16 protein-coding genes, 1 tRNA gene and 1 pseudogene are annotated in these 18,786 nt (G+C 59.1%); 6 read left to right on the top strand and 12 right to left on the bottom strand.

The features are described from left to right. Positions 1 to 76: transfer RNA gene (locus tag K5E40_RS24295), tRNA-Glu, on the bottom strand. Between the two features lie 384 nt (positions 77 to 460). On the opposite strand from K5E40_RS24295, the gene K5E40_RS24300 reads away from it, so the two are divergent. Beyond that, on the top strand, positions 461 to 1,219 hold the full coding sequence (locus K5E40_RS24300) for a hypothetical protein (RefSeq protein ID WP_221732985.1): 759 nt from the start codon (positions 461 to 463) through the stop codon (positions 1,217 to 1,219). Between the two features lie 141 nt (positions 1,220 to 1,360). On the opposite strand, the gene K5E40_RS35725 is transcribed toward K5E40_RS24300, so the two are convergent. The 4 genes and pseudogenes from K5E40_RS35725 to K5E40_RS24315 form a co-directional block, all read right to left on the bottom strand. Next, positions 1,361 to 2,242 (bottom strand): methyl-accepting chemotaxis protein, encoded by an 882-nt coding sequence (locus K5E40_RS35725; protein WP_409339147.1) that lies wholly within the window; start codon positions 2,240 to 2,242, stop codon positions 1,361 to 1,363. Next, positions 2,222 to 3,328 (bottom strand): annotated as a pseudogene (locus tag K5E40_RS35730) (HAMP domain-containing protein); the annotation flags it as partial. The gene K5E40_RS35725 and the pseudogene K5E40_RS35730, both read right to left, overlap by 21 nt. Before the next feature lie 108 nt (positions 3,329 to 3,436). Further along, on the bottom strand, positions 3,437 to 4,837 hold the full coding sequence (locus K5E40_RS24310; RefSeq protein ID WP_221732987.1) for a PLP-dependent aminotransferase family protein: 1,401 nt from the start codon (positions 4,835 to 4,837) through the stop codon (positions 3,437 to 3,439). Between the two features lie 192 nt (positions 4,838 to 5,029). After that, positions 5,030 to 5,791, bottom strand: coding sequence for an SDR family oxidoreductase (locus K5E40_RS24315; protein WP_221732988.1), 762 nt, complete (start codon positions 5,789 to 5,791; stop codon positions 5,030 to 5,032). A gap of 237 nt (positions 5,792 to 6,028) precedes the next feature. Between K5E40_RS24315 and K5E40_RS24320 the strand changes: the two genes are divergently transcribed. After that, positions 6,029 to 7,033, top strand: a complete 1,005-nt coding sequence (locus K5E40_RS24320; protein ID WP_221732989.1) for an NADP-dependent oxidoreductase — start codon at positions 6,029 to 6,031, stop codon at positions 7,031 to 7,033. A gap of 126 nt (positions 7,034 to 7,159) precedes the next feature. Here the strand turns inward: K5E40_RS24320 and pyrF are convergent, their stop codons facing one another. Next, the gene (gene pyrF, locus K5E40_RS24325) at positions 7,160 to 7,858 is read right to left on the bottom strand and encodes an orotidine-5'-phosphate decarboxylase (protein ID WP_221732990.1); all 699 of its coding nucleotides are present in this window, start codon (positions 7,856 to 7,858) and stop codon (positions 7,160 to 7,162) included. A gap of 283 nt (positions 7,859 to 8,141) precedes the next feature. Here pyrF and K5E40_RS24330 point away from each other — a divergent pair, with 283 nt between their 5' ends. The 3 genes from K5E40_RS24330 to xopAW all read left to right on the top strand — a co-directional run bounded on the left by K5E40_RS24330 (position 8,142) and on the right by xopAW (position 10,698). Then, entirely contained in the window at positions 8,142 to 8,903 is a 762-nt protein-coding gene (locus K5E40_RS24330; RefSeq protein ID WP_221733054.1) for a response regulator, read from the top strand. Continuing rightward, positions 8,903 to 9,952, top strand: a complete 1,050-nt coding sequence (locus tag K5E40_RS24335) for a HAMP domain-containing sensor histidine kinase (RefSeq protein ID WP_221732991.1) — start codon at positions 8,903 to 8,905, stop codon at positions 9,950 to 9,952. The genes K5E40_RS24330 and K5E40_RS24335 overlap by 1 nt, the downstream gene beginning before the upstream one ends. 116 nt (positions 9,953 to 10,068) lie before the next feature. Then, complete coding sequence (xopAW, locus tag K5E40_RS24340; RefSeq protein ID WP_221732992.1) at positions 10,069 to 10,698, top strand: XopAW family type III secretion system calcium-binding effector; 630 nt, start codon at positions 10,069 to 10,071, stop codon at positions 10,696 to 10,698. Positions 10,699 to 10,820: 122 nt separating this feature from the next. On the opposite strand, the gene K5E40_RS24345 is transcribed toward xopAW, so the two are convergent. The 6 genes from K5E40_RS24345 to K5E40_RS24370 form a co-directional block, all read right to left on the bottom strand. Continuing rightward, complete coding sequence (locus K5E40_RS24345) at positions 10,821 to 11,492, bottom strand: IS4 family transposase (RefSeq protein WP_221733055.1); 672 nt, start codon at positions 11,490 to 11,492, stop codon at positions 10,821 to 10,823. After that, on the bottom strand, positions 11,471 to 11,602 hold the full coding sequence (locus tag K5E40_RS35735; protein ID WP_221732993.1) for a DUF4372 domain-containing protein: 132 nt from the start codon (positions 11,600 to 11,602) through the stop codon (positions 11,471 to 11,473). Before K5E40_RS35735 ends, K5E40_RS24345 begins: the two co-directional genes overlap by 22 nt. A gap of 256 nt (positions 11,603 to 11,858) precedes the next feature. Beyond that, complete coding sequence (locus K5E40_RS24355; RefSeq protein WP_221732994.1) at positions 11,859 to 12,911, bottom strand: AI-2E family transporter; 1,053 nt, start codon at positions 12,909 to 12,911, stop codon at positions 11,859 to 11,861. A 67-nt stretch (positions 12,912 to 12,978) separates the two neighbouring features. Beyond that, on the bottom strand, positions 12,979 to 13,788 hold the full coding sequence (locus K5E40_RS24360; RefSeq protein ID WP_221732995.1) for a DUF4892 domain-containing protein: 810 nt from the start codon (positions 13,786 to 13,788) through the stop codon (positions 12,979 to 12,981). A 127-nt stretch (positions 13,789 to 13,915) separates the two neighbouring features. Further along, on the bottom strand, positions 13,916 to 14,770 hold the full coding sequence (locus K5E40_RS24365) for an alpha/beta hydrolase (protein WP_221732996.1): 855 nt from the start codon (positions 14,768 to 14,770) through the stop codon (positions 13,916 to 13,918). Further along, the gene (locus K5E40_RS24370; RefSeq protein WP_221732997.1) at positions 14,767 to 15,573 is read right to left on the bottom strand and encodes an alpha/beta fold hydrolase; all 807 of its coding nucleotides are present in this window, start codon (positions 15,571 to 15,573) and stop codon (positions 14,767 to 14,769) included. The genes K5E40_RS24365 and K5E40_RS24370 overlap by 4 nt, the downstream gene beginning before the upstream one ends. Positions 15,574 to 15,789: 216 nt before the next feature. Between K5E40_RS24370 and K5E40_RS24375 the strand changes: the two genes are divergently transcribed. Then, positions 15,790 to 18,786 (top strand): RHS repeat-associated core domain-containing protein, encoded by a 2,997-nt coding sequence (locus tag K5E40_RS24375; protein WP_221732998.1) that lies wholly within the window; start codon positions 15,790 to 15,792, stop codon positions 18,784 to 18,786.

The raw sequence follows: 18,786 nt of genomic DNA on the forward strand, positions 1-18,786 counted from the left end.
TGGCGTCCCCTAGGGGACTCGAACCCCTGTTACCGCCGTGAAAGGGCGGTGTCCTAGGCCACTAGACGAAGGGGACACACTACAACATTCACTCCCTGCTTCGTTTCGCTGTGTGCTTTACGCTGCAAGTGGCGCGCATTCTATGGATGGATTGAGAGGTCGTCAACCCCCTGATATAAATTTATTTAAATCAATGACTTCGACCTGCTTTACGAGGCCAATCGGGCTTTTCCGTCGCCCGGCGTTTGACGCCTATATTCCGGCGGTCGCCAAGGCGTTATAGTCCACCGCACAGTGATGGCAATCTGCACATCAAGGGCCAGCATTCATATATGCAACAAACGGCCGATACAGATTGCACCTGCCGATCCAATTCGTCGAGCGGCGCTAGGCGCACAAATGCCCAGCCACTACACTCGCATGCGAACCCTATAAAGAGGTCTTACCGGTGACACCACTCATGATCACCCTGCTAGTCATAGCCGGGATCGCAATTCTGATCGCCATTGGCTATATGAACCATGTGGTGGAAAACAGCAAACTGGAGAAGGCCCGCACCAAAGTCGAACTCAACGACCGCCTGCGTCGCTGCGGCGAACTGACCGAGACTTTTCCAGGCCAATTCATGACGCCTGCACTCAAGCTGCTGCTAACCCGCCTGGAACTCAACGTCTGCCAGCGTCTGTTAAACCTTGAGAAAACCAGTGCAACGACTAAAGCACGCATCACTGAACTGAGCGCACTGGTAGCCCAGGGCGAGTCGATCCCGATCAACAATCCGCCGGCACCGATCCTGACCGAAGCCAAAGCCAAAGACGTGCGCTTCCTGCTCGAAGCCCTCCACGGCCAGATCACCCGTGCCGCCCATGATGGGTTCCTGCCACCGAACGAAGCCAAGCACTGGGTTCGCGAAGTCCGCCACATTCTGGTGCTGCTGCACATTGAGTTTTTCAACAACCTCGGCCAACAATCTCTGCAACAAAACCAACCAGGCCAGGCCCGCCTCGCCTTCGAGCGCGGCGTGCAATACCTGCGCAAACAGCAGGATCCGCAGATCTACTCCGAACAACTGCAATACCTGGAAAAACTCCTCGCCCGCGCCAACGCCCAAGTCATGGACAAGATTGCGCCAGTTGAAGGTGAAGAGAACCAACTGACCGCTGGCCTCAAAGATGCCGAAACCGATGCGGACTGGAAGAAGAAAGTGATCTACGACTGATCGCTGACGTTGAAAGTGAAGCCACCGAGAGGTGGCTTTTTTGTGGACATGTGGTTGGGGCCCAGCCTCACAGAAGTTACATCCCAATTCGCGAGCAAGCCCACAGTTTGAACCGAGTACACCTGCCAGGTCGTCAAGTCATCAAAGCCGAAAATGCCCGACCATCCCGCGCAACTCGCCCCCCAACTGCGCCAGTTCAACACTCGAGGCTGCATTCCCACGCATTGCAATCGACGACTGATCGGCACTCGCGCGAATACTCGTCACACTGCGATTGATCTCCTCCGCCACTGAACTCTGCTCCTCGGCCGCCGCCGCAATCTGTTGATTCATCTGCTGAATCAACGAAACAGCCGCCGCAATACTCCCCAACGCACTCTCCGTCTGCAAGGCATCACTGACGGCCAGCTTCACCAGCTCACCACTGCTCTGAATCTGCTGCACCGAAGAATGCGCCGCCGAGCGCAAAGCACTGACCAAACGCTCGATCTCCTCGGTCGATTGCTGCGTACGCTTGGCCAAAGCGCGAACCTCATCGGCCACCACCGCGAAGCCCCTGCCCTGCTCCCCGGCCCGCGCCGCCTCGATCGCCGCATTCAACGCCAAAAGATTGGTTTGCTCGGCCACACTTTTGATCACCCCCAGCACCGTGCCGATATTCTGGATTTCGGCACTGAGGCTTTCGATACTGGAACTGGCCGAAGTCGCCGAATCAGCCAGTTGCTCGATCCGCGCCATGCTCTGGCGTACCACCTGCTGACCACTCTCAACCTTGTCATCCGCCGTCTGCGCCGCCAACGCAGCCTCTTCCGCGTTGCGCGCAACATCATGGACAGTGGCGGTCATCTGATTCATGGCCGTGGCCACCTGCTCGGTTTCTTCCTTCTGACTGCTGACCTCTAGGTTGGTCTGTTCGGTCACGGCCGACAGCGATTGTGCCGAACTGGCCAACTGCTCAATACCGGCCTGCAACCCGCTGACAATCTTGCTCAAGCCCGCCCCCATCTGCTGCATCGCCAACATCAGTTGACCAATCTCGTCACGACGGGTGACCTCGACCGTGGCACTCAGATCTCCGGCAGCGATCTGCTGCGCAACTTGAATCACGCTGCGCAACGGCGCGACGATCAAACGGGTAATCACCCACGCAGCGATCAAACCGACAAGCAGTGCCAGCGCCGATGAGCCAATGATCAGCAGCGCGTTCTTCTTCAGCTCAGCCTGCATCGCGCTGTCTTGCGCGACATAAGCCTGATTCACCCGCTCTACCACCTGCGCGGCACGCTCGTGCAGTTGTTCATAAACAGTCTTTTCCTGAGCCAGCAGCCCGGTGTACTCAGCCAGTTTTTCGTTGAAACCTGCGATGTGCCCCAAGACTTCGTTGAGCACCGTCAGATAGCCTTCGTCCTTGACCGTGGACTTCAACTCATCAGCCTGCGCCTGGGCTTGGGCAGCCTGTTCGATTTTGCCTTTGTCGGCATTGTCGGCATCACCTTTGCGGCTTTGATCCAGTCGAACCCGCGCCTCATTCATCGCTTGCAGCATCAGCTTCGACACCTGACTGACCTGACTGGCCTGCTCAATGAATTGCGCGCCATCCTTGCCCTCGGAATCCTTCAAGGTATACGCACCGTCGTCCGCCAGCCCGGCCTGCAACAAGTCGAGATTGTTGGCCACACTGGAAACCGACCAACTGGCCATTTCCAGCGCCAGATCCTTGGCTTGGGTCAGCGAAACGAACTCATCAAATGCCTTGCGATAGGCCGCCAGCGACTGCTCGACATCCGTCATCACTGGCACGTTGACCGATGATTGCGCCTTGAGCTCATTGGCCCGGGCAATAAGCCCGTCCACGCCCTCACGCACGGCATCGGCGGTTTTAGGATCACCGCGCAAGGCGTATTCCTGCTCGAGCAAGCGAACGTTGAGCAGGCCGCTATTGAGCGAGGACATCTGTTTGAGCCCGTCGAAACGCTGGCTGATGGTTTGCAGAGACCAGACACCAATGGCTGCTACCAGCGCGGTCAGCAGCAAGACCAACGCAAACCCGATACCCAGTTTTTTTGCCATACCAAGGTTGGCAAAACGTGCTTGCACGGCCGAAATCATTGCGCGTAGTCCCCTGCCAAAGTCTGTTGATGAAGAGTCGCAATGGCCATGAACCAGCACAAGTCTCTGGCGTCGGAATAATGGCAAAAAGCTACGCCCGCGTCGTTTTCAGAACACTTGAGGTCGATCCGAACCGGTATTGCGAAAGAACTGGCGGGCGCGCGGATCACAGGCGTAGGCCACGTTGATGCGATGCCATTCGCCAGCCTCGCCACTGGGGCTGAAGGCATCTGGAGCTGAAAGCAACACTCCGCAGCGTTGGGCCTGCCTGGACACTCGAGCCTGATCGGTCATTCGCGCACGCGCCCAGATAAACAATCCGCCCGTCGGTTTGCCGAAAACCTCCCAATCAGCATCCTCCAGAGCCTGTAACGCCGCTGCGCGATCGGCATTCAAGCGCTGCCGCTGACGCTGCACCAGTTTGCGGTATGCGCCGGTTGACATCAGGCTGGCCAGCACCGCCTCGGAAAATCTTGAGCATCCCAGACCACTGATCATCTTGACCCGAGCCAGCCGTGCAACCAACTCGCTATCGGCCAATACGAACCCCACTCGCAAAGAGCTGCTCAGTGTCTTGGAAAAGCTGCCGACATAGATGACCCGCTCCTCATCGTCCAGTGCAGCCAGGCGCGTACCATTGCCAGTGTGCAAGTCCGCGTAGACATCGTCTTCGATCAAGCGCACATCGTAGGTCCTGCTCAACTGCACGATGCGCTGAGCCACTGCCGGTGTCAGGGAACTGCCGGTGGGGTTGTGGTGATGGCTGTTGATGAAAAACGCACTGGGCTGAAACTGACGCAGCAGAGCCTCAAGCGCTTCGATATCCGGCCCGTTCGGCATTCGACGCACTTCGAGCATGCGCACGCCATGCAGCCGCAACAGGTCGAACAGCGGTGCATATCCCGGTGTTTCGACCACGACACAATCGCCGGCCTTGAATAATGTACGAACGATCAGATCCAGCGCATGGCTGGCACCGCCAGTGCTGAGTATCTGCGTGCTGCAGGCCTCAATGCTGAACAGTTTGAGTCGCTTGACGATCTGTTCGCGTAACGCTGCAAGGCCCAGTGGCGTGCTGTAGTTGAACAGGCTCGCCATGTCGGTACGCGCCACTTCACGCAATGCATAGCTGAGGTCGTCGGGCTCGCGCCAGCTTTCGGGTAAACCACCACCACCGAGTTTCAAGCCGCTTGAAGTGCCGCACACGGTATCGCACCAGGCCTGCCGGCCCTCGCATGGCACCGACTCCTCCTCCAGGCTCTGGTTCGACGGCGACGGCGCCACGATAAACCCCGCGCCCTGACGCGTGGTCAGAACGCCTTGCGCTACCAACCGCTCGCATGCCTCGACGACACATGACTGACTGAGCAGATTACCCCGGGCGATTTGCCGAACAGAGGGCAAGCGGGTGGCCGGCGGTACCCCGCTTTGCAGGATCCAGTCAGTCAGCCCGTCAACAATCTGCTGTACGACCGGCACCATTGCCTGTCGATCAATTCTCAATTCCATGAGCAAGCAAACTCCTGTCCGTTTTGCTGGCGGCAGTAAATCACAGCCACGCCGCACAGGCTGTGCGACAACGCCGCCAAAAGCGACCGTTCTAATCATTTGATACACATTGTTTATCGGTTTAACGGAACTGACGGCGATCCATAAAAAAGAAAACCCGCACGAAGGCGGGTTCTTTCAAGCGGCGCTTTTTCAGAACGCGGTGACGCCACCGTCCACGGCCAAAGAATGTCCCGTGGTGAACGCAGCACCATCGCTGCACAGATACAGCACGGCACTGGCGATTTCTTCGACCTTGCCGATGCGGCCTACCGGATGCATGGCGTTGGCAAACTCGCCCTTCTTCGGATCAGCCTCGTAGGCACGGCGAAACATATCGGTATCAATCACGGCCGGGCATACCGCGTTGACGCGAATTTTCTTCTTCGCATATTCGATGGCTGCCGATTTGGTCAGACCGATCACCGCATGTTTCGATGCCGCGTAGATGCTCATCTTCGGCGCAGCACCCAGCCCGGCCACCGAGGCAGTGTTGACGATCGCTCCGCCGCCCTGCGCCAGCAAAAGCGGCAACTGGTACTTCATGCACAGCCAGACGCCTTTGACGTTGACGCCCATGATCGCGTCGAACTCATCCATCGAGCCTTCGGCCAGCTTGCCTTTCTCGATTTCGATCCCGGCATTGTTGAAGGCATAGTCGAGGCGGCCGTAAATATTGATCACCTCAGCCATCAGGTTTTTTACATCGTTTTCGTCGGTGACGTTGCAACGCACGAAGGTGGCGTCACCGCCCGCTATACGAATCAGCGCCACCGTGCCCTCGCCCCCTGCCGCATCCAGATCGGCCACCACCACTTTCAGGCCTTCGGAGGCGAATGCCTGTGCGGTCGCACGGCCGATGCCGTTGGCCGCGCCAGTGACTACGGCAACCTGACCGAAAAACGTCATGCTCATTGTTATGTCCTCGAACGGGTAAATGCAGGGGGTGGGTCGAAGTGCAGCATAGCCACAGGGTTCTGCCAGACGTCAGCACTATCAAAAGCCTGTTTATGCGCCTATGCGCCCCAGTGATAGAACCCCATGGATCACTATCACTCCACTGGATCGACATGCATTCGCCGAATCAGCCAACCTTGCGACATCGCCGGTGAAGGTCTATCAACAAGGCTTAATTCAATTCGAGAACCTGCCATGACTTCCCAGACCAATCGCCAGTTCCTGCTCGCCAAACGCCCGGTGGGCGCTGCCACCCGCGAGACCTTCACTTATCAGGAAGTGCCGGTCGGTGAACCGGTTGCGGGACAGATTCTGGTCAAGAACGAATACCTGTCCCTCGACCCGGCCATGCGTGGCTGGATGAACGAGGGCAAGTCCTACATCCCACCGGTCGGCATCGGTGAAGTCATGCGTGCGCTCGGCGTAGGAAAAGTGCTCGCGTCGAACAACCCGGGCTTTGCCGTCGGGGACTACGTCAATGGAGCCATCGGCGTGCAGGATTATTTCCTCGGCGAGCCCAGAGGTTTCTACAAAGTCGATCCGAAACTGGCGCCGCTACCGGTTTATCTGTCGGCACTGGGCATGACCGGCATGACCGCCTACTTCGCGCTGCTTGAGGTGGGCGTGCCTAAGGCTGGCGACACGGTGGTGTTGTCCGGGGCTGCGGGCGCAGTGGGCAGCATTGCCGGACAGATCGCCAAGATCAAAGGTTGCCGTGTAGTGGGCATTGCCGGTGGCGCCGACAAGTGCAAATTCCTCATCGATGAACTGGGCTTCGACGGCGCTATCGACTACAAAAGCGAAGACGTGGTGGCTGGGCTTAAACGCGAATGCCCGAAAGGCGTGGACGTGTATTTCGATAACGTCGGCGGCGATATCCTTGACGCTGTGCTGAGCCGCCTGGCGCCGAAAGCGCGCGTGGTGATCTGCGGCGCCATCAGCCAGTACAACAACAAAGAAGCGGTCAAAGGCCCGGCCAACTATCTGTCGCTGTTGGTCAATCGTGCGCGCATGGAAGGTTTTGTGGTGATGGACTATGCCGCCCAATACGCCAGTGCGGCGCAGGAAATGGCTGGCTGGATGGCCAAGGGTCAACTCAAGAGCAAGGAAGATATCGTCGAAGGCCTGGAGACCTTCCCGGAGACGCTGATGAAACTGTTCAGCGGTGAGAACTTCGGCAAGTTGGTGCTGAAGGTTTAAGCCACCAAAAACCAATGTGGGAGCGGGTTTGCTCGCGAAGAGGTCGTGTCAGAAGACATTGATATCGACTGACCCAACGCTTTCGCGAGCAAGCCCGCTCCCACATTTTGGATCTTCAGCGTTTGATCAGGCGATTTCGGCTACGACCGAAGCCAATGCCTGCGCCGGGTCCGCCGCCTGGCTGATCGGACGGCCGATCACCAGATAATCGGAGCCGGCATCCAGCGCCTGACGCGGGGTCAAAATGCGGCGTTGATCATCCTGCGCGCTGCCCGCCGGGCGAATCCCCGGGGTCACCAGTTGCAGCGACGGATGCGCCGTTTTCAGTGCGGAGGCTTCCAGCGCCGAGCACACCAGACCGTCCAGCCCGGCCTTCTCGGCCAGTGCCGCCAGACGCAGCACCTGCTCCTGCGGCTCGATATCCAGACCGATACCGGCCAGATCTTCGCGTTCCATGCTGGTCAGCACGGTCACGCCGATCAGCAACGGCTGCGGGCCGCTGCGTTTGTCCAGCTCTTCACGGCAGGCGGCCATCATGCGCAGGCCACCGGAGCAATGCACGTTGACCATCCACACACCCATCTCGGCGGCGGCTTTCACAGCCATAGCGGTGGTGTTGGGAATGTCGTGGAATTTCAGATCGAGGAAGACTTCAAAACCCTTGTCACGCAGGGTACCGACGATTTCGGCGGCGCAACTGGTGAACAGTTCCTTGCCCACTTTGACCCGGCACTGCTTCGGGTCCAACTGGTCGGCCAGCTTCAGTGCGGCGTCACGGGTGGGAAAATCCAGGGCGACGATGATAGGAGTCTGGCAGGCGGACATGGATGGGCTCTCAGGCAAGTCGAAATCGGCGCGCATTGTAGCGGAACCGGCGGCGGCGCGGCACCCGATGATCGGTAATTCGTCGCGCCAAACGTGATCAGCATAGCGTTCGACGCTATTGTGTCGACTCCGATACACAACCGACATGTCGCCAACAAGCGCCCGCGCTAGCCTCGCCAGCCGCAACACGTCCTTACATCAGCACTTCCCGCCTCACGGCCGGACGCCTATGCTGAAACCACAACCTCGCAGCCCATCTTTGTGGTTGGCGGCCAAATGGCAGATGAACAGCCCCATGCACAACACCCAAACCACCGGAACGGATGAGCCAAAAGACGACAAGCGCTGGAGCATTCGCGCCCTGATCGTCGACGATGACGTGCCGATCCGCGAGCTGATGATCGATTACCTTGCCCGGTTCAATATCCACGCCAGCGGCGTCACCGACGGCGCGGCGATGCGCCAGGCGATGCAAGCCGAACATTTTGATGTGGTGGTGCTGGATCTGATGCTGCCCGGCGAAGACGGTTTGTCGCTGTGCCGTTGGCTGCGCGCCGAATCGGACATCCCGATCCTGATGCTGACCGCCCGCTGCGAACCCACCGATCGCATCATCGGCCTGGAACTGGGTGCCGATGACTACATGGCCAAACCGTTCGAACCGCGTGAACTGGTCGCCCGGATTCAGACGATTCTGCGCCGCGTGCGCGACGATCGTACCGAGCAGCGCGCCAATATTCGTTTCGACAACTGGCGCCTGAACAGCGTTCTGCGCCAACTGATCGCCGACAATGGCCTGGTGGTGCCGCTGTCCAACGCTGAATTCCGCCTGCTCTGGGTATTCATCGAGCGCCCGCGCCGGGTGCTCAGCCGCGAACAATTGCTTGATGCCGCCCGAGGCCGTTCGATTGAAGCGTTCGACCGCAGTATCGACTTGCTGGTCTCGCGCCTGCGGCAGAAACTCGGCGACGATCCGAAAGCTCCGCAGTTGATCAAAACCGTGCGCGGTGAGGGTTACCTGTTCGACGCAAGAGACATCGGCTGATGCGGGTGCGCTTCGACACCCTGTTCGGCCGCCTGTTTGGCGTGTTGTTCGTGGCGATCGTCCTGGCGCACCTGCTGGCGTTCACCTGGTTTCACCTCTACGGCCCGCCGCCACCTCCGCCGCCCCCGGCGTTTTCCCAAAACGCCGAGGGGCAACGGCCTCACCAGGATCCGCGCTATCCGCAACGGCCACCGCGCCCCTGGTTCGGCGGCCCGGTGGTGCCACTGACCTTTCAGTTCATCACCTTGATGATCGCCGCTTGGTATGGCGCCAAGTTGCTCAGTCGTCCGATCCAGCGCTTGAGTGACGCCGCCGAGCGCCTCAGTGAAGACCTCGACAGCCCACCGCTGGACGAATCCGGCCCGCGGGAAGCCCGGCAAGCAGCGCATACCTTCAACCTGATGCAACAACGGATACGCGAACAAATTCAGCAACGCTCGCGAATGCTCGGCGCTGTCTCCCACGACCTGCGCACACCGCTGTCGCGATTGAAACTGCGCCTGGAAAACATCAGCGACGACAAATTGCAAAGCCAGATGCGCCAGGATCTGAACGACATGATCGGCATGCTCGATGCCACCCTTACCTACCTGCACGAACAGCGCACCAGCGAAGCCTTGCAATTGATGGACGTGCAGGCGCTGGTCGAATCTCTGTGCGAAAACGCCCAGGATCAAGGCTCGGATGTGCAGGTCAGCGGCCATTGCGCACCACTTGCGGTACAACCGATGGCGCTGCGCTCATGCATCAACAACCTGATGGACAACGCCCTGCGCTATGCCGGGCAGGCAGGCATTGAACTGCTGGATCAGCGCGACCAACTGCTGATCCGCGTGATCGACCATGGGCCGGGAATTGCCGAGGACAAGCGCGAGGCGGTGTTTGAACCGTTTTATCGCCTGGAAGGCTCGCGCAACCGCAACTCCGGCGGCGTCGGCCTGGGCATGACCATTGCCCGCGAAGCGGCGCAGCGTTTGGGTGGACATCTGAACCTGGAAGAAACCCCCGGTGGCGGCCTCACGGCAGTCATCCGCCTGCCTCGCCCCTGAGAACTCCACCCTCTTGTGTACCCACCGGTACAAACCTCACATACCTGCGACAACTTGCCCCTTGAGGCTGCCTAAGCCGGTACACCCACCGGTTTTCCAGTCCAGGAGTGAGTCCGATGATCGGTAGCGTCAGCAACTACACGAGCTATACCAGCACCAGCAGCGCCTCCACGCAAAACGCCCGAGGCCAGCAACTGCAAAAACAACTGTTCGCCAAACTCGACAGCAACAGCGATGGCGCGGTGGATCAGGACGAGCTGAAAAGCGCCCTGTCGCAGAAGTCCGACGACGGCCTGCTGGTCAGTCTGAGCAAACAGTTCGGCGATCTGGACAGCGACGGCAGCGGCAGCCTGAGTTCCGAAGAAATGACTGCCATGGCGCCGCCACCGCCGCCAAAAGACCAAGCCCCCAACACTGACCTGGCCGACGCCCTGATCAGCGCGCTCGACACCGACGGCGACGGCGCCATTAGCAGCGACGAACTGAGCAGCGGCCTCACCAGCGCCGGCAGCACCGATACCAGCGCCGCACTGCTCAAGGCTCTGGACAGCGACAGCAGTGGTGACGTGAGCAGCGATGAATTGAAAGCGGCCTTGCAGGAAGGACGCGAACGCCCGGACGACCAACCGACCGCCAGCACCCAGACCAGCTCAGAAGCGTTGAACCGCATGATTGCCAACTTGAGCAAGCAATACTCGCTGGATAATGCAGCGCCTGTGGGCAAGTACCTGAACGTAGCGACTTGAGTTGAACGGGTGAACCGCGATCGTTCCCATGCCGGGGTGTCACTAGTGTCCGGTAAAACCTGTTTCATAGCAGAAGGCAGCCTTGAGCTGCCTTCTGCTCCGTTCGCTTCTGCCTTCGGTGTTCAAGATGTTCGATGCTTGATGGCCGTTCGAACAGCGTGTGGGCTAGCCGAATGACGAAGCTGGAAATAGACCCAGAGCCACCTAGATTCTGCTGCGTCCTCTTTTTTCAAATTCTCGACCAACTTCAGATTGGCGTTTTTCTTCAAGCGAGTGACGAAGAAAGAACCTGTCTGATCAATCTGGTGCCACCCGTTGTAATCGCAGTAACCCTTGTCGAAAACGTAAGTCATGCCCGCTTCGAGTGGCATTGTCAGCGCATCGCTTAGATCGTTGACGTTTGCCGCCGTGATGTTTACGTAAGTTGGGGCTGTCTGCCTTGGATCAATGGCTACATGCACCTTCAGGCCATGGGTGATACGGGTTTTCGTCGCGGTGGTCCATTCGTCAAAACCTGGGCCGCGCAAGCTGATCGAAGTCGAATCAATCAAGGTGATCATTGCTTCAAGAGACTTGCGCTGTTGACGAACGATGCCTTTGAGGAGGTGCTCGCAGGCCAACCGAAAGGGCTCTGAACTGCGCTTGTTCAGCGCATCACAAAGGGTGGAGCGAACCATGTTTTTAGCGTTGAGATGGTGGCGATGAGGTTCCAGTGACTGCGAAGCTGTCGCCAGCGTACGTAAGCTGTTGGCCTGAGTAATCTGGCCATAAATCAGCGTGACAAGCAGATCCAGGAGGTGAACTGCTTGGCGTACCGATCAGCACCACAGCGCTTGACCGCTGCTTTGAAAAGCTGATGAGGAAGGGCTTGAAGCATCTGTGCAAATCGGGTGCTGCTGAACATAGGCGAAAATCGAGTCTGAAAAACCTGATTATTGCTCAGGGAGCAGGCACAGCAAGGGGGAGCAAGCTCCCCCTTCAGTTTTTACCGGACACTAGTGATGCCGGGGTGTGGGAACGATTAATTGAGTACATCTGGACGAGATCAGCAGCCAGAACAGGCCTCTTCGCGAGCAAGCCCGCTCGCACAGTCTGGACTGGGTAGACCTGCCAGAAACAGGTCAGTTGTCAGGCCGGCGCATGCCGCCACACCCAATAAACTAACGGCGGTCTTCAACCCGAGCCTGACTCTTGCTCCAGTCCGTCAGCAAACTATAAGCAACAGCCAACAGCGTGGGTCCGATAAACAACCCGATAAACCCAAACGCAATCAACCCGCCAAAGACCCCCAGCAACACAATCACCAACGGCAGGTTCCCCCCGCGACTGATCAGGTACGGCTTGAGCACGTTGTCCACGCCACTGATGACGAACGTCCCCCAGATCCCGAGAAAGACCGCCATCCCATACTCACCCTTCCAGGCCAGCCAAGCCGTGGCCGGCACCCATACCAGCGGTGGCCCCATCGGAATCAGGCTGAGCAGGAACGTCACAATCCCCAATACCAACGCCCCCGGCACGCCGGCAATCAGGAAGCCGATCAACGCCAGAATCGCCTGCGCCGCCGCCGTACCGATCACGCCGTTGACCACCCGCTGAACCGTGCCCGCCACCAACTCGATGTAGTACCCGGCGCGTTCGCCAATCAAGCGTTCCAGCAAACGATGAGCAAACGCCGCCAGCCTCGGCCCGTCGCGATAGAAAAAGAAAACAAAGACAATGCTCAACGTCAGTTCGAGAATCCCGCCACCGATCTGCGCACTGCGCGCCAGCAACCAGTTACCGACCTGCCCCAGATAAGGTTTGATCGACACCATCAACGCGGCGCCCTGCTCATCAATGCTGTTCCAGAGCCCGACCAGCCGCTCACCCACAAACGGCAAACCTCCCAGCCACGTCGGCGCCTCCGGCAAACCATCGACTTGCACATCCTTGATGAATGCCGTGGCATCGCGCACGTGATCCGCCAGGTTAAACCCCAGCCAGACCAGCGGCGCCGCCACCAGCAACATCCAGCCCAACGTCAGAATGGCGGCAGCCAGCGATTCGCGGCCATTGAGCCAGCGGGTCAGAAGACGCATCAGCGGCCAACTGGCAAACGCCAGCACTGCGCCCCAGAACAACGCCGACCAGAACGGCGCCATCACCCACAGGCTGGCACCAAACAGCACCAGCAGAAGGATTTGCACCAACAGCCGATCGTTATTGAGCATGTAAGGTCTCGAAAAAGTCAGTCAGACAAAAAATAGGCGAACACACAGCGTGCCCGCCCGATACACCTTATCGCAACAGATTAATGTGCAAGCCAGGGCCTTCGACACTACCGGCTTCCAGCCGCCTCGCGCGCACGCCCTGCTCGATCAGTGCTTGTCGCCAAGCCTCGGCCTTGGGGCCCGACACTGTCACCCGTTGCGTAATATCCAGGTTCAAGCCACGGGAAATCAGCCGCAGCCAGGTGTCGTCCGGATCGCCAACCAACTTTGGAAAGTCCAGTTCACCGGTGCTTTTGAGCTGCCGCAACAAGGTCGCAGACGTCGGCAACAACTCGCCCAGCGGCGCTTCGGCAACGAACTGTTCAACATGCAGATAAGCCCTGCGATTGCCGCGCGTAATGCTGTAGAGCGCTATCAGCGTGTTATCCCTTGGAGCCGCCAGCCTTAGCAACAAATAGGCCTGCTGCTCATCGGAACCAAACAGTTTCGAGTTACCAAAGACCTCATTGGCCCACAGGCTGCTTTCGCCACAATCACGGGACTCGCACCAATACAGCAACTCGGCGCCCTGTTTTTTTTGCAGCGCTTCACGGGCGGCAGTGAAAGCTTCGTTGGCGGAGTGTTCCGGTGGCAGTTCGTAGGTCACTGACGTGGTTTGGCCTCTGGCACTGACCTGCCCTTCGAAGCGCAGCTTGCCGCTGATTTTGCGGATCGATCCGAGCGGATAGACACGCTCCAGTTCGGTCGGGGCACGATAGTCGACGATTTGTGCATCGGCCAGACGCGGCACGATCGGTAGATCCTGACTGCCCGGCACATCGTCCGCGATTGAAAAGGAACTGAAACAGCACAGTGCCAAGAGACTGAGTGAACGCATGGATAGGTTCATCGGATAGACATGGCCTGGGTGCCGCTTTGGCCATTCGGGGTCGTAGCGGTGTAAAGATCCATCATGGTTATCTCCCATTTCAACCCGCCCAGCCTCGACAGTTGCCCGCAGCAAGTCAAGGAATGGCGAAGAACCGATTGAAACAGTCTGCGACAAGATCGGCACCGGCCTCATCGTTGAGGTGCAAATGGTGTCCGCCAGGCAGCTGTTCCCGGTTAAAGGGTAGACGCTCCAGCAGTTCTGGGTGTTTGGCCAGCATGCCGTCGGCCGCGACGACCAATTGCGCAGGACAGCCGATGCGCAGGACGAAAGCCATCGCCTGCTCCTGAGTCAGGCGCAGCGGCGACGGCAGGGTCAGGCGATTATCGGTGCGCCAGGTGTAACCACCGGGCACGGGCATCAATCCCCGTTGCGCCAACAGTTCCGCCGCCTCACGACTGACCGCCACCAGTCCTTTCATCCGCGCTTCGATGGCTCGGTCGAGACTGTTGTAGACCGGTTTGCGTTTCTCGCGCAGTTCCAGTTGCGCTTGCAGGGCCATGCCCATGCGTTCGGCAGCGTTTTCGCCTTTGTCTGTAGGAGGAATCACGCCGTCGATCAACGCCAGATGGGTGATGCGCTCCGGCAAAGAACCGGCCAGCACCAGCGACACGATGGCACCCATCGAATGCCCGAGCAGGCCGAAACGTTTCCAGCCCATCTGCTCGGCAACCTGCAGCACGTCATGGGCGTAGTCCCACAACGCGTAACCGGCGCCACTCGGTCGATGCCCGGAGTGCCCGTGCCCTGCCATGTCCAGGGCAATGATGCGCAAGCCTTTGAGCTTCGGCGCCAGGCGGGCAAAGCTGTTGGCGTTGTCGAGCCAGCCATGCAGAGCGATGACCGGCAAACCGTCCTCGGGCCCAAACAAGTGCGCGGCCAACTCGATATGCGGCAGGCTCAGGCGTACTTCTTCGAAGGTCGGGCTCATGCGCAATCCTTGTCCTGACGGTTTTCCCAGCGAGTGAACAGGCTCTTGAGCAACCGCGCCGTGTCTTGCGGGCGTTCAAGCGGAAACATATGGCCACCGGGCATGCTCAGCGCCTCGCCCTGGGCAAGACGCGAAACGAAACGGGTGTGATGACGCATCACCACGCGACTTTTGTGCCCTCGCACCACCGCCAGCGGCACTTGCAACTGTCGGGTAAGGCCGGGACTGGTGTGCGGCACCCCGCGATAGATGCTGATCTCGGTGGCCGGGTCGAAGCGCAACCGCAGCTTGTCGCCCACCTGATGCAAACCGTGTTGCAGATAGGCATCGAAACATTCGGGATCGAAACCGCGAAACAATGTCTTGCCGGCAAAGTAGCTGCGTGCGCTGTCGAGATCGGCAAACTCTTCGCGCCGGCCCAAGGTGCGTCCAGCCGGAGTCAGTCTGTCGATGAAGCCGAAGCGCTTGGCCGCACGGATCACCCATTGATCGGTACGGGTCAGCACAGGGGAATCGAGCATGACCACGCCGCGATACAACTCAGGGCAACGCAGCGCCGCATGCAGGTGCAGCACGCCGCCAAACGAGTGGCCGACGCCCCACACCGGTTGATCCTGCTGCTGCAAATGGTGAATCAACTCGTCGACAAGGTTGTACCAGTTATCGTCCGCAGGAAACCGCGGGTCATGGGCATGCTGCTCCAGATGCGCGACCCGGTACTCGGGCGCCAGCGCCGCGAACAACTTGCCATAGGTACCCGAAGGAAATCCGTTGGCGTGGGCGAAAAAGATCGGTTGCGACATGCGGGGAGATCCATGAGCGGGAAACGTGGCGTTGATTGTCCGTAAGAGTGCGTCTCACAGCAATGACCGTAACGGCCAGGAATGATGACAGTCGCGCCATGGCTATATCCGACGCACCGCCGTATGGGTGTTTTTGTCAACTGTCAGTTCTGTCAGTTGACCCACGCCGTGTTCAGGCTGATAAGAGGATCACCCTCATTAAAGCTGCCGGCGCCCATGACTCACGCGAATACACCCGCCATCCAGGCCTTCGACGCTCGAGGCCTGGTATTACGCAGCGTGAATTACCATCGTCGCGATGAGACTTTGGCGCCCGAGAGTTACATCACTCACCAGACGCATGATGCCGCGGGGCGCACGGTATTCAGTCGCGATCCCAGACTGTTCCGCGAGCACACACCTGAAAAACCCGGCCCGGCGAATCAGAGCAATGTGTTCAGCCTGTCAGGCGCCATGCTGTCGAGTGAAAACAGCGATGCCGGCTGGCGCTTGAGCTTGCTCGCAGAGGACGGCGCTCACATTGACGGATGGGATCAGAAACGCAACCACAGCCGTACCCACCATGATGCTCTGCGACGACCGAGCGCCACTTTCGAGCAGTCTGCGGACGAGCCTGAACACTGTACGGAGCGCTTCACCTATTTCGATGATGCGGTTGAAGTCCACCATAACCGCCGTGGCCGATTGATTCGACATGACGACACCGCAGGCACCCTGCACTTCACTGAACTCAGTATGAGCGGGCAACCACTGCAACTTCGTCGCACCTTCAGTGCCGATCCCGCGTGGGCGGTGGACTGGCCGGAAGTGGAAGTCGATCGCGATTTTTTTCTGGAAACCCGATCGGCCACGACCCACTTCAGCTACAACGCCCTTGGCGAGTCGGTTGGTCAGACAGATGCCTTGGGAAACCGGCAGATACAGCTTCAAGACGTGGCGGGCCATGTGAAAGAAACCCGTCTGACACTGGCCGCAAACGACGACAGCCAGACGCTGGTCAGCGATATCCACTACAACGCCTTTGGGCTTATTGAGCAGCAACGCGCGGGAAATGACGTGATCTCCCAAGCGACATTCAGCCTCGACGATGGCCGCCTGCAACGTCTGACGAGCCAGACCAGTCATGGCTCGATCCTCCAGGATCTGTCCTACGCGTACGACGCGGTCGGCAATATCACTCGCATCAGCGATAGCGCAGAGGCGGCTGTCTATCACCGTAACCAGCGAACAGACGCGATCTGCCGCTACCGTTACGACAGCCTCTCGCGCTTGATCGAGGCCAGTGGCCGGCAGATCCGCAACGCTGCGGGCGGGCCACAGCTGCCGGCATTTGCCTCTCCTGCCGACCCGGGGCAGTTGGAAAACTACACGCGCACTTACACCTATGATCCGTCCGGCAATCTGCTGTTGATGGAGCACCGCGCCGCCAGTGGAAACCGCACCGAGCGCACGGTTGTGGCCCGCGCCAGCAATCGCAGCCTGCCGGAAAGCCCCGACGGCCATTTGCCCGATGAGCAGGCGATTGCCGCCGCTTACGACGCCAATGGCAACCGCGTGTTTCTCCAAGACGAAGGGCAAACGCTGCAGTGGGGTCGACGCAATGAATTGCAACAGGTTGATCAGGTGGTTCGAGAGGGTGAGCCGAATGATTGCGAGTTCTACATCTATGACGGCAGCGGTCAACGCCAGCGAAAAATCCGTCAGGCCTATACCGCATCGGTGCAACGACTCAGTGAAACGCGCTACTTGCCCGGTCTGGAAATTCGCACCGATCCGAATCAGACCGTACACGTCATCACCGTCAAGGCCGGTCGCGCGACAATCCAGGTGTTGCACTTTGAAAAACCGCCACCACACGGCATACCCCAGCATCAGCAGCGCTACAGCTTCACCGATCAATTGAACTCCAGCACCATTGAACTGGACGCCCAGGCACAGATGATCTCCCGGGAAAGCTATTACCCGTTTGGCGGTACCTGTTGGTGGGCGGGCCGAAGCCTGGTCGAAGCGAGCTACAAGACCCTGCGCTACTCGGGCAAGGAACGGGATGCCAGTGGCCTGTATTACTACGGTTTTCGTTACTACACGCCATGGCTTCAGCGCTGGCTGAATGCGGACCCGCTGGGGGTGCAGGACGGACTGAATCTGTTTGCCATGGTGCACGGCAACCCTGTCGGGAACGTGGACTTCCAGGGACTGGTCACACTGAAAGAAGGCGTGGGCGCCGCTCTGGCAACCTTTGGCCGGGACAGTGTGAGTGCACTGGCCGCAGGAGCGGTTAAATATTTTGCTGCAAGAGGGTTGGAGCAATGGGCAACCGGCGATCCGGACACACCGCCAGACCCGGGCGTCAATCTGGGATTGACCCTAGCAGGCAGCATGGCGGGTGCGTTGGCCGGTGGCTCCATGGGGATAGGAGCAGGCAGTCGTATTGCCAGCAGCCGCAACTACAACCGCACCACACAGAAAGTCATGGCCGGTATCTTGGGGCTGGCGGGCGCTGCGGCGGGAGCCGCCGCTCCACTGTATGCGTACCTGTCTGAGCGGGAAACCTTGAACATGACAGCCATCAGCATACTTGCCAGTGTGCCGAAGAGCATGACAAGGGAAGCAGGCCAACGCGCGTTCGCCAGCGTCGGCCCCAGCGTCACGATTGCGCCAAGCGGTACCACGACCGCTTGGCGCACCGCCTTCTATGGAGCAGTTCTTTTTGCTGACGGTGCGCTCGGGGCAAATCTGCCACCTGGCGTGGATATCACTGTCGCCGCTACCGTGGAAGGCCTGGATGGAGCGTCCACAACCACGATCAACTCATTGCGTGGAGGTGACTACAGCAGCCCGGAACGCAATCGGCTTTCTGTGCCGAATGCCGCGCAATGGCTATACGGCGTCGTAACACGCACCGCCGGCTCAACCTTGACCGCCTCACTGACATTGCTCGCCGAACCTCTAACGAACACAATCGAAAACGCCCATTTACAATCAGCAGTCGTCGAAAGCCTGGCCACCCCCACCGAGGCCCGCACATACTTGGGCCAGCATGTGCAGCGTGGCGCCTTCGAGCTGGCCAGGTACGACGATGGGGACTTCACTCTGGATCGTTTCACTCCAGCGAACCGGATTTGGAGAGATGCGACACCCGCCGGTTATCACCCGGAAACACCGGACGTGGGCGACCTGCCCATGAGTGTTATCAGACGACGTAGCGTATGA

The sequence above is a fragment of the Pseudomonas baetica genome, from assembly GCF_019733355.1.
Lineage (GTDB): Bacteria > Pseudomonadota > Gammaproteobacteria > Pseudomonadales > Pseudomonadaceae > Aquipseudomonas > Aquipseudomonas baetica_A.